This window comes from Pedobacter caeni (genome assembly GCF_900129215.1).
Taxonomy (GTDB): Bacteria; Bacteroidota; Bacteroidia; order Sphingobacteriales; family Sphingobacteriaceae; genus Pedobacter; species Pedobacter caeni.
Map to the genome: position 1 here is coordinate 354153 of NZ_FQUQ01000004.1, position 12106 is coordinate 366258.

At 40.1% G+C, this 12106-nt stretch carries 15 protein-coding genes; 5 read left to right on the forward strand and 10 right to left on the reverse strand.

The window, feature by feature from the left end; genetic code table 11:
• Positions 1-52 precede the first annotated feature (52 nt).
• From BUC20_RS20945 to BUC20_RS20965, 5 genes are all read left to right on the forward strand, one after another.
• Positions 53-712, forward strand: coding sequence for a hypothetical protein (locus BUC20_RS20945; RefSeq protein WP_124558626.1), 660 nt, complete (start codon positions 53-55; stop codon positions 710-712).
• Positions 706-1404 carry a DUF1345 domain-containing protein gene (locus BUC20_RS20950; RefSeq protein ID WP_073233008.1) on the forward strand — a complete coding sequence of 233 codons (699 nt, stop codon included), beginning with the start codon at positions 706-708 and terminating at the stop codon, positions 1402-1404. The genes BUC20_RS20945 and BUC20_RS20950 overlap by 7 nt, the downstream gene beginning before the upstream one ends.
• Before the next feature lie 31 nt (positions 1405-1435).
• Positions 1436-1612, forward strand: coding sequence for a DUF2188 domain-containing protein (locus BUC20_RS34100; protein WP_170123288.1), 177 nt, complete (start codon positions 1436-1438; stop codon positions 1610-1612).
• A 3-nt stretch (positions 1613-1615) separates the two neighbouring features.
• The gene (locus BUC20_RS20955; protein WP_198163530.1) at positions 1616-2098 is read left to right on the forward strand and encodes an MgtC/SapB family protein; all 483 of its coding nucleotides are present in this window, start codon (positions 1616-1618) and stop codon (positions 2096-2098) included.
• A gap of 242 nt (positions 2099-2340) precedes the next feature.
• Positions 2341-3135, forward strand: a complete 795-nt coding sequence (locus tag BUC20_RS20965; protein ID WP_068402233.1) for a phosphatase PAP2 family protein — start codon at positions 2341-2343, stop codon at positions 3133-3135.
• Positions 3136-4112: 977 nt separating this feature from the next.
• On the opposite strand, the gene BUC20_RS20980 is transcribed toward BUC20_RS20965, so the two are convergent.
• The 10 genes from BUC20_RS20980 to traN all read right to left on the reverse strand — a co-directional run bounded on the left by BUC20_RS20980 (position 4113) and on the right by traN (position 12095).
• The gene (locus tag BUC20_RS20980) at positions 4113-4772 is read right to left on the reverse strand and encodes a hypothetical protein (protein WP_068402237.1); all 660 of its coding nucleotides are present in this window, start codon (positions 4770-4772) and stop codon (positions 4113-4115) included.
• 147 nt (positions 4773-4919) lie between these two features.
• Complete coding sequence (locus tag BUC20_RS20985) at positions 4920-5555, reverse strand: hypothetical protein (RefSeq protein WP_068402239.1); 636 nt, start codon at positions 5553-5555, stop codon at positions 4920-4922.
• Positions 5555-6361, reverse strand: a complete 807-nt coding sequence (locus BUC20_RS20990) for a DUF4099 domain-containing protein (RefSeq protein WP_073233010.1) — start codon at positions 6359-6361, stop codon at positions 5555-5557. The genes BUC20_RS20985 and BUC20_RS20990 overlap by 1 nt, the downstream gene beginning before the upstream one ends.
• A 28-nt stretch (positions 6362-6389) precedes the next feature.
• The gene (locus BUC20_RS20995) at positions 6390-7616 is read right to left on the reverse strand and encodes an ArdC family protein (RefSeq protein WP_073233011.1); all 1227 of its coding nucleotides are present in this window, start codon (positions 7614-7616) and stop codon (positions 6390-6392) included.
• Positions 7606-7767 carry a hypothetical protein gene (locus BUC20_RS33955; RefSeq protein WP_158673985.1) on the reverse strand — a complete coding sequence of 54 codons (162 nt, stop codon included), beginning with the start codon at positions 7765-7767 and terminating at the stop codon, positions 7606-7608. Before BUC20_RS33955 ends, BUC20_RS20995 begins: the two co-directional genes overlap by 11 nt.
• 6 nt (positions 7768-7773) lie before the next feature.
• Positions 7774-8160: a M23 family metallopeptidase gene (locus BUC20_RS21000; protein WP_159441139.1), complete on the reverse strand. Its 387-nt coding sequence runs from the start codon at positions 8158-8160 to the stop codon at positions 7774-7776.
• A gap of 116 nt (positions 8161-8276) precedes the next feature.
• Positions 8277-8696: a hypothetical protein gene (locus tag BUC20_RS21005; RefSeq protein ID WP_073233013.1), complete on the reverse strand. Its 420-nt coding sequence runs from the start codon at positions 8694-8696 to the stop codon at positions 8277-8279.
• A gap of 11 nt (positions 8697-8707) precedes the next feature.
• A complete protein-coding gene (locus BUC20_RS21010) occupies positions 8708-9133 on the reverse strand; it encodes a hypothetical protein (protein WP_073233014.1) in 426 nt (141 codons plus the stop codon).
• A gap of 28 nt (positions 9134-9161) precedes the next feature.
• Positions 9162-11201: a TraM recognition domain-containing protein gene (locus tag BUC20_RS21015; protein ID WP_073233015.1), complete on the reverse strand. Its 2040-nt coding sequence runs from the start codon at positions 11199-11201 to the stop codon at positions 9162-9164.
• Between the two features lie 63 nt (positions 11202-11264).
• Positions 11265-12095: a conjugative transposon protein TraN gene (gene traN / locus BUC20_RS21020; protein ID WP_073233016.1), complete on the reverse strand. Its 831-nt coding sequence runs from the start codon at positions 12093-12095 to the stop codon at positions 11265-11267.
• Between the last annotated feature and the right edge of the window lie 11 nt (positions 12096-12106).

The following is a 12106-nucleotide window of genomic DNA, read 5'->3' on the forward strand; positions in this document are numbered from 1 at the left end:
TCTAGCAAACGCTACAAAGATGAAGAATCCAAAAGTTTAACCTGATTATCCAATGAGAATACTAGATACCTATTTTCCCGTTATGGTGACGGTTACGGTTTTTTCTGCCCTGCTTATTGGATTTATCCTTGCAGACCATCACATTTTAAGCGACATCGTAGAAGTTGACGAAACCATTCTTTTTTGGGCAAACGACAACCATAACCAATTTATTGCTAAGCTCATGCTACAATCAGGAAACTTCTATTTATTAATTCTCTTTTATGGTTTCCTGGTATTAATGACACTTTTTTATGATAAGATGAAATTTATGCAGGTACTAGTTTTTATCGGGTTGTATGTTGTGGTTTGCAATGGAATGATCTTCACGGTCAACTTATTGTTTGCACACCTGCGTCCATTATATATGGAAACTATGGCTGGTTCCATGCAAGTAAAAGCCGTCGGGATTGGCAAACAGTTTGGTTGTCTTCCTATGTCTTCAAGCTTAGCGGGAATTGCCTATTTCAGCTGTCTTTATTTCAAGAAACATTACTGGCCGCTCAAAGCAATGGTTGTCGCCTGGGCAATTATCAACTTGTATACTAATTTACATAGTGGTTGGAACTACCCACACGAAATCCTCATTGGGGTAGTAATCAGTCTCGTTATTGCCCATTTTACTTTTAAATTATACCTCTATTATTTAAGAAGGGGAAAATTAACATGGTAGACCGTCTAAGAAAAATAGCCAATTACATCAACCAAGTGGATGCACATCACAAGTTGTATACTTCAATAGGAGTTTCAGTTCTGTTTTTTGTAGCTACTACAGGTAAATTTAAAGATCCGATTCATTACATGCTGACTTGGCTAGCGTATGTTATGAGTACATTAATATTGGCATGGATCACCATTCTAAGCTCCCATCCTGCCGATGTAAAGCATGAGGCTCATGCTCAGGATTCCAGCCGGACAGTGATTTTTTTCTTTGTAATCGCAGCGGCATTCGCCAGTCTATTGGCTGTGCTTTTACTCTTGGAAAATGCCTCATCCCAAACCGAAAAGGAATTTTCCGGAACCGCTATAATCCCTCTTGCTTGCGTTGCAGGCTCTTGGTGGCTCCTACACACCGTATTTACATTGCGCTACGCCCATCTTTATTATTGCGATTTGGACCATCATAAGGGAGGAAAAAACATAAAACCGGAAGGCTTAATATTTCCAGATGAAGAAGAACCCGACTATATGGATTTCACTTACTTCTCTTTTGTTATTGGAATGACCTTTCAGGTTTCAGATGTGCAGATTACTTCTAGAAAAATAAGACGGCTGGCCTGGATGCACGGCATTTTAGCTTTTGCCTTTAACACGTTTATTGTCGCATTAACAATTAATATTATCGCAGGCATTACACAGAAATAAATCAAAATTTTAATACTAAAAAGAAATATTTATGACGTGGACATTAGAAAACTTTCCGCTCGAAATGCAGGATCTGAAACCAATTATAAGGGAAAAAGCGATTGAGATCGCTAACAAGCTAAAACAGGAAAGAACGGTTAATGAACTGGCCATTGTTGAGGAAGCTATAAAACAAGCTGAGGAATGGTTTTTAAATCTTGAGGGATAACCTATGGATTTAATTGGAAAAATGGACTTGGAAAATGAATTAAGCATTGCTTTACGACTTTTGATCGCCCTTCTTCTTGGTGCATGGATTGGATTCGACCGGGAAAAACACGGAGGTAGTGCCGGCATAAGGACCTATGCTGCTGTTTGTTTGGGTGCAACCTTATTTACAGCCATTGGACAGCATTTAAATGATACGGCTGCTGTCTCCAGGATAATAGCTAATGTAATTGTTGGCATTGGCTTTTTGGGTGCAGGAATTATTTATAAAAATGATAAAAGGAACCAGTCTCAGGGGTTGACCACCGCTGCTACAATTTGGTGTACAGCCGCGATCGGTGTTGCAGTTGGGTTGAATATGCTCATTATCGCATTTGCCTCATCGGCGGCGATTTTCTTTTTATTAATCCTTCACCATCAGCAATGGTATTTAAAGTGGAAGAAGAAAATGCAGGAATATCATAAGAATGAAGACTTAGACGATTGAGGGATGAAGTCGAATGCACATAAAAATAAACTGGATAAATCGGTGAAAAACACAATAAATATGCCTAGACCTTCACTTAAACCTAAAACAAAAAAGAAAAAAAAGACTATTAGGCCAGGGCTTTATTCGATGATTTTTTTCTGGATACTGGCAGTTTTACTCGGAGCTGCTATTATCATGAAAATGATCCATTTTTTTAACACCCATTGGTAGTCGTAAAATCAGATCAAATAATTTAAAAAATGAAAAACCACATTACATATACTATTTCAATCCTTTTGATGTTTTGGACTACAAGTTTATTCAGTCAATCTCCTCCGGTAGTTTTCAAATCGATATCTGATACATCAGGTAAAAAGAAAGCAGATCAACAACAAAATTTTAAAAACCCTGTTCGTGTATCGTCAATCATCATTCCTTCAGTTGCGCTAGCTTATGGATTTGTAAAGCTGGGAAACAATGCGCTGACAAATTTGGACGTTGAGGCAAAACATGAATTTTACAGCGAACATCCCCACAAGCAATTTATAGTCGACAACTACCTTCAATTTGCACCTGGGGCAGCAGTGTTTGCACTTAATGGATTAGGCCTTAAAGGTAAAAATAGCCTCTTAGATCAAAGCGGGGTTTATTTATTGTCCAATATCATCTTAAATGCAACTACCCAAAGCCTTAAGGGGATCACCGCTGTCACTAGGCCAGATGGAACTCCGAGAGCATTTCCCTCCGGCCACGCAGCGGAGGCATTTGCCTCGGCTGAATTTCTTCGCAGAGAATATGGTGACCAATCGGTCTGGTACACGATCTCAGGCTATACCGCAGCTGCAACAGTAGGGATTTTGAGAATGTACAACAATAGGCACTGGTTTAGTGATGTGGTGGCGGGAGCTGGACTTGGTGTACTGTCAACCCAGGCCTCGTACTGGTTATACCCCAAAATCAAAAGAATATTCTCCAACAAACCTAAAAATAATGCACTAATTATGCCGACTTACAGATCAGGTACTTTCGGACTCGGGATGGTGAAAACATTTTAATCAATTAGGTGATATGCCATGTCAATCTAAACTCGGTGTCATTAGACAAGTTCCTCCAAAATTGAAAGGAGGTAAAGCACCTAAAAAACGTGAACAAAAGAAAAGAAAAAAATATGCGATCACTTTAATGGATATTATATTTTATTTTTTCTTTATACTGATCATGTCGGTCGTTGTCTTTGGTGCCTATGCGCATATTTCAATTTATTACTTGAAATAGATGATCAGTGATATATAAAATTAGCAGTCTGCAAATTAATATTTCGTGGTTTAAAGGAAAAGCCATTCCGAACTCACAGGTTATCGTTGAAAGGAAATCCGTATCGTCTTGAGCCAACTTTGGAACTCGTCCCTCCCTTGCTTCAAAGCAAACTTTTTTTCCGTAATTATTTAATCCTGTTACATCAATTCCATGTTGAAGAGTAGCTTAGAAAGCTCAATGTGTGCTTGAAAAAAAACGGCTTCTATATAATTTCCTAATTTTTTATTTTGTCCATGTATGAAGTTAGAAGAAAAAGCCATCGAGATAACTTTGCAATCTCCTAGATCTGTATGAATATGTACCTGATCTATATCCAACCCCTAAGCGATAGCACAAAACATAAGAAAGAAAGCAGCTTAAAAAGGCTGCTTTTATCACTTTTTATCTCTAAAGAAGGTATTTAAAACTTTCAGGATCACTAAAAGTAGAAAAAGCAGAAAATGCATTAAAAATAAAATAAGGCCGTTTATCACTTTCAATGGTATGACCCCTCTTTCTTTTTTATATTTGCAGTATTGATTTACAAGGTAATCAAGTGCAGTAAGCACCATTACTAAATCGCTACCGATAAAGTTTCCCACTCTTGTAAACTACTCTTTATTAGCTACTTTTGGTTATAATAATCTTTTTACACAAAAAAGAAGGCTAGATAGCCTCCTTAAAACTTTATCTTTATGCGATGGTGAACGTCGGTATAATTGAATTCCAGTTTGTCCTAAAGCGACCTGCCTTGTGACTTGTTGTGTTCGTTTGTATTTTCCGCTGAATTTATACCATGTTGCCCAATATCCTGAACCAATGGTTTTACATATTGGTCTGCGAAAAGTCCAGCGTTTTTTAAAATGCTTTCAGGGATGTTCGTATTTAAGATCTTAACCCCATCCTTTAGCTCTTTGAATATGTTTTTTGCGATGGTGTTGGTTACGCTCTCGGGGCCTTTGGGATGAGACAACACTTGTTTAAGTGGCACACTGTAGGTTTGGACGCTCCATGAATTATCATTGGGTTTGCCAAATACAATACCTTTTTCCATATCCTTTGCCACCTTCTTCTGGATTTTTTCCAACTCTTTTTTACCTAAGTAATCATTAAGTAGGTCATCAATGTGGTGTTCAAGTGTCATAGGTATAGAAAATGCCTCCATATAATCATCTTTAGGATAATGTTTATCAGGAAGTGCTTTCGCATATTGCTCTGCCTGATGTATAAGTTCTCGTCCCTCTTTATTATCTCCATCGTAATAGGTCGGGCCTCCACGACCATCGTTTTTTGCGGTTCCTACACGTTTGCCTTCGATGTATAGACTCGCCTGGAAAGCAAGTGTTTCTTCGCTAAAGGATTCGTAGTACTTGATATTTTTTAGTTCAATGTTCATAGTGCTGTTGTTTTAAGATTCTCTTTATTTGGTATCGATTTTATTAGGTTAAATTTTAAGCACGGCAATAGAGCCTGGTCCGTAGGAACCAGGCTCTATTGCTGTTAGTTATCTGCTTTTAAGATTCTTACACGTAGTACTTAGTGGTTAAATCAGATTAAACTGTTCGCGAAAAGAACAGTAGCCGTTTTTAGGTTTGTGGGTGCGTATACCTGAGCGTATGCCAACAACTTTTTCAAAACGGTTTAGTGAAAAAGAAGTGGCAGGGATATTGAATTTGCGTTTGCGATAAGTAATCTGTATTAGATCGTCGGTGACCTTGAAAAAAGCGTCTTTCCCCGACTTCCACAATGCGACTTTACAATCTGTGACCCTGCCTGTAAGTTCGGCATCAAATAGCGTATGCACCTTTGCGTTGACAAAGTGTTGTTTCAGAAAAGATATTTGATCCGCACTGGCCAACAACCCTAAAGAAGCAAATGCAACACTGCCTGGAATCTTTAGCCAATCTGGTCGTTTTTGGCAGAAACAAAGAATATCAGTTGCTGAATGGCTTAAAAACAAATGCCTGACCTGTGCGGGTAATCCCTCATACACCAACCACATTCCAGTAGAAACAGGTACAAGGTGCCTCTCGTCCGACCAAAATTCTATCGCTGTATCCCGTTGATTATCCTGATAGGTAAAAAGGATAGTGCCATCCTGAACAGTTATGCGGCTCACAAAAAAAGCCAATGTCTCCGGGTTAATAGAAAGTGGGCACGGATCGGCTAACAAACCCATTAGCGAGATGAGGTGCGCCCGTATCCTCGACTATATTGTGAACCTGTTTCATAGTCTTTATGCTCGCCCACGGTCATTTCCTTTTCTCTTTTAGGTTTTCCTACCATACTATCAGCTAGGGCCTGATTATAACCTTTGGTGTATTCTTCTTTTTGGCCGTCCTTATTCCCGGCAAGGTTGCGAATACCACGGAGCAGTAAATAAGAAATACCGCCGTCCATTAATACCGAAAGTATCAATGCCTTTCTGTCTGACCTGATCCCCTTGCTGTCGGTCGCGCTGTGCTGGATGCGAGTGCCTTCGTCCAATTCTATTACATCTCCGCGTTGAAATGCTTTCTGCTGTTCCTCTGACATCACTTGCCCGTTGATTTTTATAGGAGCTTCAACCTGCTCAGGATGGTAGGAGACAAATTCTCTGGTTTGCTTGTCGTATTCGATAATCAGCATCGCCAGTTTTTTATCGGCCTGCTCATAAACTTTCTGTATCGATTGTAGTTTACCGTCCAGAAGTACCCTGGCTTCTTCCTCGCTGAGCAATGGATGTGGTTTGACCTCCTTATAGATGGGGTGCAGGTTCAGCGTGACGGTGCCATCAGGGTTGCGATTAAGGGATAGTTTGGCATCCAGTTGTCGGATTTCAAAACCATCCATCTTCAAATGAAACATGCTGCGCATGTCTGTTCTTCGTCCCGCTAGCAATGCGTCGACATCTTCATTGCTTAGATTCAACTTACCTTCCTGGTAAAGTCCTAGCTTTTCGAGTTCTTTAATAGGCAACTCATTTTCCTTGATAAATGTTTCCATAATTAACAGATTGAAATTTTGTGATGATTTAGCGTCTTGCCACAATAGCAATTGCTGTGTCAGCTTCCTGAGAAATGGAAGTATCAGTCCCATCAATTGTGCGGGTTTTGTCCTGAGATTGCTGTTTTACCTGAAGCAAAGAACCATACAGCATATCATTTTTAGAAAGCACAAAGTTGTGTCCTGAGTTCAAGTCCTCCATGCGTAGACGACCCTGTTTCAGATGACCATTTACTTTGTAAATTGTATTGTTATAAGCAATTTCGTCACCTGATGACAGATATTTAGAGTTTGTCTGATTTCTTGATCCCTTCGACTCCGGTATATTTTGCAACTCAGTTTTAACTTCCCTTTTTTGTTCTAAACCTGTGAGGTAATTGAGAATTTTCTCAGCGTCAGTAGCAGCGGCATGTATTTCAAAGGGTGTGTCCTGCAAGACCTTAATCCAACTATCCACATAAGCGGTGTGCTGTCTGGGGTCATGTCCGATCCGCAATTCCTGACCGATCAGCAGAGAAGCGATTTCTGCACGTAATTCCTCACGGGCATATGCTTCGGAGCCAAACTGATTCATTATACTACGGTCCAATCTGTCCTTATGTCCAGTCCAATGGCCCAGTTCATGAAGAGCCGTTGCATAATACTTGTCTGGAGCATCAAACTGCTCTTTCAGCGGCATAGTAATCTGATCCTTGAACGGGCTGTAAAATGCATCGTCTCCGGCCCGATGGATAATATCGGCGCCAGAACTCGCAATCAGTTTTTCTGCTCGTTCTAATGGCTTCCAACCTAACTCTTGGATGTCTGGTTTTTGTAGGATGGGAATCCCATTTACCTGCGCAGCATTGAATACCCAGGCGGTGGTAATGATTGGGCGATCCAGTTTTATAGAAATCTTGATGGGTTTACCATCATCGTTCAACATAGGTTTACCACTTTCATCCCTTTTGGCCACTAAATCAGTTGTTTTAACAAACTGGATTAGAGAAGCCTTTTCACCTTTCTTGACACTCCACTGGTTGGCGGATGCCTGGTTAAAGGTTATCCATCGAGGATCTTCGTAACCGTTAAGCAACAAGGAAAAGGTATTAATACCTTTATAGCGGTTTCCAGTGACGGCATTGTAAGGGAGCTCAAAAGATGGAAGATCATCGCTGTTCCAAGGTTTTTGCCAGGGAGCAGTTCCGGCTTTCAGCTGTTCAATGAGTTTTTCGGCCACCTGTATGTGCATGGCCTTAATCTTATCATTCGCCATCTTCTCCTACCTCCTGAGGGGCATCTTCTTCTGGCAGTTCGTCTGCATAGTCTACGCCATAAATGGCCGCTTCTGCGGCTGTAAGGCCAATAGCCTGGCCAGCTGCAAGTGTATTTAATTTATCTTGCAGGGTTCTTAAATGTTGTTCCATAAGTAATTAATTGATGGTTTGGCCTAGCTGTTCGGGCAGTAACAGTGACCTTAAAAAATGTAATGGGTTGATGTATTTATCCTTAAACCTGATGCTGAAATGCAGGTGTTCTCCGGTCACCCGGCCTGTTGTTCCGGTGACACCTATGACCTGACCTGCTGTTGCAGGCTCACCTGGTATGACCAAGATCTGGGAAAGGTGTCCGTAAATACTTTGAAAGTCTCCATGAGAAATTCTCACATATTTGCCCAGGATTGGATTAAAACCTGTATCCGTTACAGTTCCGTCCAAAATATTTAGTACCGGATCACAACGGGCAGCAAAGTCAACGCCTCTATGCAGGTCATACTTATTAGTCACCGGATGTACGCGGTATCCAAAACCAGAGGTCACACGTAAATTTATTAACGGTAAGCTACTACGATATTGGTCATTAATTTGTGCTATAGCTACAGCTGAATGAGTCAGTAAAAAATGGACAACGACATGCAACACGAATATTCGAGGGTTCATCGGCTACGAGAAGATTGAATTTCGATTTCATCTGCTAGCCCACATTTGATGAAATCCTCCAAGGTAACAAGGGAATTTTTGCCAACTTCCTCAAAGCCGATGGCCCACCGAAGTGCTTCTTCAATTGCTCCTGTTTGTCCAATATTTTGCAGTCTGTAAATATCCAGTAGTATCCTTACATCTTTGGGGTCTAGTTCGAGCAATTTTGTCTGTATAGTTGCCAAAACCATTTCTTTTGGTTGTAAGGAAAGTAGGGCGTTAGTACTATAAACCCCAATATTATTGTAAGGAAATTGTACATGCACTTCATCATTTTTGAGGTTGATTTGAGCAATTAACCCGACCTGACCTTGCATACGCATTGGATCATCAGTTAATGGATGTACCATTACTGATTTGTTCAAAAGTTCTTCCATTTCTAAATTATTTAGCGCCTGTGAATTGGACGTTGTTCAACTTCAACCTGATTATTGTTGACTAAGCCCAATTTATCTTGAAGTAAATTCTGGCTATGGGCTCTAACTGCATTATTTGTAGTTGACATTTCAAGAGCAGTTTTGTGGTTTATTGGAAAGATTGACTGTGCCTTCAAACTGATTTCTAAAAGCGTTTTAAAATCTTCCTTTGACAGTTTTTGAAAATTTGAAATTGCATTTGTGCTTATTTCATCAGATTTTTTCAAGACAAATAAGGCATTACTGCTATATAGTGCCTGTTGTCCTTTTTCAAAGCTTATGTAAACATTGTCTCCCTCAATATCTATATCTGTTATCATACCAATCTGACCCTGCTTGCCTGCCGGGTCGTTTAGTAATGGATGCACCTGCGCATAAGTGCCAAGAAGTTGTTCCATAAAATATAGTTGTTAGGTGATTAATTTGTTATTTGTTAAAGGTTTGCTTCATTATTCCTTTAGGCTGAGGTACACCAACTGATGTCTGAGCAATTCTGAACTGTTTTACAACCTGCTGCACTTCCTCATTAATCTTTTGAAAGTTCTGCCGGAGTATTTCCTCTTTTCTGCCTTTGAAATCGTAATAGATTGGCAAGGACCGATAGCTTTGTTCTTCTTTTTTGATAGACTCTACATCCAGATTTACCCGACAGTTTACTGCCGAGGGCTGGTATTTCCCTGTATAGGTTTCAACGGCATCTGACGCGATCAAACCCACCATTTCGCCAGCTCGGAGGTTCGCAATCTTGCCAGCAGGAATCAGCGGTTCAAGTTTTTCACTCAGGGAAACAGAGACTTTCGTCCGGTCGATACTCAGACTTTCACCTTCCTGTTTTACCTTGCCAAATAGTCGTTCCAACCAATCTAACGTATCCTTGTTCTGTACAGATCCAGATAGCACATTACCGACCACAGAAGTGATAGTAGCAGCAGTTTCTTTACCATATTGCTGCTGAAATTGTTGAAGGCTTTGGATTCCGAGTACAGACGCAACCAAATTGCTTCTTGCTTGACTTAAAACCTGCTCAATTCGAAAAATATAGAGACTTGGGGCCTCATCTATGACAAGTCCAACGGGTAAATTGCCTTTAGTGTTTACCAGTTTAGTTACCCTATTTAGCACAAGGGAATAGCAGGCTGAATTAGTACTTTGTGTCAAAGGATCGTTGGCGAGCACCAAAATTGACGGGTTTTTAGGATCACTTATTTTTAGCTCGAAATCATCCCCGCTGAATACCCAAAAAGTTTCTTTTGTAGCCAATCTGCTGATAAAGATTTTAAGGGTACCTACTTGTCCTTCTAACTGATCGAAAGCTTTGGCCTGATAAGCACTTTTAAATGGGGAAAGTAGTGGTACCAGTTCCGGTTCAGAAAAAAGTGCGCTGAAAATGTCATCATAGGAAAGGTTTAAAAAAGAAAGCACATGCGGAGGGCTTGAATACCGACCATCTTCGTAGCTGCTGAAAAAATAAATGCATGCGGCCAGAAAATTGATAGCGGATTGTGTAAAGAACTGGTCACTGCCCCCCGAACGATCACCTTTTTTCATGGCCTCAACTAAGGCTTCTGCTGTTTCAGAGGCATCGGCAAGAGTATTGAGGTATTGCCTTTTCCAGGGGTTTACTCGTTCGCTTTTTTCAACTTCATTTAGATTGATAACGTGGAATTTATAATCAAGGCATTTCCCTTTTTGTTTTGCCAATAAATAATGGTGATAGGCAACCTTGGCCAAGTCAGGATATTTTATATCATAAATGCATAAAGTGAAAGATTTGGCGATGAATTGCTTTATTATTGGAATAATAACTGAAAAAGTTTTACCCCCACCGGGAACTGATATTAAAAGCAGGCTTCTGAATAAATTTGCCAGCGGAATGAATCCTTTATGTACCTTCTTTTTATAATAGAATAACATAGGTATATTCACCGAATACGGTGTCTCAATCGGTTTGACGGGTTGCATAAAGGATTCCCCCTCAATGTTCCATTTATCTTTACCAAGTTTTGAACTGATGATCTTCGATACATTATCCATAGCGATATGGATCAGTAAGGTTCCGAAAATTGCGGTGACGATGTACAGCAGATCAGACCAGCCAGCACCCATCCAAATGGCCGGTGTATGTTTTCCCTGAAACAAGATTCCCGAAAAGAAAACGATAAGACCAGCTACAAGTGGATAAACAATATGATTTTTGGGATTGAGGTCTTTGTTTTTTCTGCTGAGCGTACCTACTGAAACCAGGCAAATCAACAGTAGAGTAAATAGTTTGCTGTAAATGAGCTGGTGGTAAAATGGTAATCTGGCAAGCCTGATTACAAAAAAGCGTAGGTTAAATTTGTCCGTATAATCCTGTGTTAAAAATTTACTGGCGTAAAAAAACAGGAAAACTTCGATCAAGACGGACAAATAGATACCAAATTGCAGGAACTTGTAAAGGCTCTGCTGTTCCTTGGTTTCTTCCATATATCAAGTTTTGCTTTTAATGGATAAAGGGAGCTCAATGGAGACTCCCATTATTTGGACATTTTATAAACTGTCTGCTTTCAGAATATCACTGTATTTCATTTCTAGGGTAAGCACCCTCCCGGAAATCTGTTTTTCAGTCAGTTCAATATTTAGCAACTTATTACCCGGAAAGGTTACCTTTTTCAGGACATAGATATTTCGGTATTGCTTCTTAAATATGCTGTTTGGATACAGTTGCCATACGGGCTTAATTTCTACAGATTGTACGTTTGTTGCTTTTGTAATCTTTTTATCTTCGATTTTGAAGCGCTGTTCGTCCACATCGTAAGGCAAGTTGCTATTGTTAAAATATGTGATATCAAGAAATATGTGATCACCTGCGGCATACACATGGTTCAGTTTGGCCTTTAAACCGAAAGCCTTTGCCTTTCGCACAGACTTACCAGATGGTTTCTGTAGAATCTGAATGGCAAAATCCTGCATCTGCCTGGTTGTTAGTGAAATTCCAGGGACGTCCAGCGGCTGGGTATGTTCCGGTAATATATTCACTTGTGTGGGGACGATAAGTGATTGGTCATCCACATAGCGCAGGTTATATTGAGCAATAAAACTTTCGCCAACAATGGTTACTACACCAGGCTCATCTAAGGGCATCTTGACATCTGGAATTATCTTTAAGCGCAATACATTCTTTAAAGGCAGATCGCCCGCAACTGCGTGGGTGGATATGTCAACATATTGAATGGGTTCGGGAGAAATAAAGTGCAATGAAATATCCCGACTGATCAGAATATCTGGTAGATCTTTGCGGTATACTCCTGCTGGGATTTGTGCATAAAGCCCCTGGGCCACCCATAAGATGGCCACTAAAAAAAAGATTAATTTTTTCATAAAAAATATGG

Excerpts from the sequence above, each read along its gene's own strand:
- BUC20_RS20990 (WP_073233010.1), bottom strand. The coding sequence starts at position 6,361 with ATGGAAACATTTATCAAGGAAAATGAGTTGCCTATTAAAGAACTCGAA.
- BUC20_RS20950 (WP_073233008.1), top strand. The coding sequence starts at position 706 with ATGGTAGACCGTCTAAGAAAAATAGCCAATTACATCAACCAAGTGGAT.
- BUC20_RS21005 (WP_073233013.1), bottom strand. The coding sequence starts at position 8,696 with ATGGAAGAACTTTTGAACAAATCAGTAATGGTACATCCATTAACTGAT.
- BUC20_RS20955 (WP_198163530.1), top strand. The coding sequence starts at position 1,616 with ATGGATTTAATTGGAAAAATGGACTTGGAAAATGAATTAAGCATTGCT.
- BUC20_RS20985 (WP_068402239.1), bottom strand. The coding sequence starts at position 5,555 with ATGGGTTTGTTAGCCGATCCGTGCCCACTTTCTATTAACCCGGAGACA.
- BUC20_RS20980 (WP_068402237.1), bottom strand. The coding sequence starts at position 4,772 with ATGAACATTGAACTAAAAAATATCAAGTACTACGAATCCTTTAGCGAA.
- BUC20_RS21015 (WP_073233015.1), bottom strand. The coding sequence starts at position 11,201 with ATGGAAGAAACCAAGGAACAGCAGAGCCTTTACAAGTTCCTGCAATTT.
- BUC20_RS34100 (WP_170123288.1), top strand. The coding sequence starts at position 1,436 with ATGACGTGGACATTAGAAAACTTTCCGCTCGAAATGCAGGATCTGAAA.
- traN (WP_073233016.1), bottom strand. The coding sequence starts at position 12,095 with ATGAAAAAATTAATCTTTTTTTTAGTGGCCATCTTATGGGTGGCCCAG.
- BUC20_RS20965 (WP_068402233.1), top strand. The coding sequence starts at position 2,341 with ATGAAAAACCACATTACATATACTATTTCAATCCTTTTGATGTTTTGG.
- BUC20_RS20995 (WP_073233011.1), bottom strand. The coding sequence starts at position 7,616 with ATGGCGAATGATAAGATTAAGGCCATGCACATACAGGTGGCCGAAAAA.
- BUC20_RS20945 (WP_124558626.1), top strand. The coding sequence starts at position 53 with ATGAGAATACTAGATACCTATTTTCCCGTTATGGTGACGGTTACGGTT.
- BUC20_RS33955 (WP_158673985.1), bottom strand. The coding sequence starts at position 7,767 with ATGGAACAACATTTAAGAACCCTGCAAGATAAATTAAATACACTTGCA.
- BUC20_RS21010 (WP_073233014.1), bottom strand. The coding sequence starts at position 9,133 with ATGGAACAACTTCTTGGCACTTATGCGCAGGTGCATCCATTACTAAAC.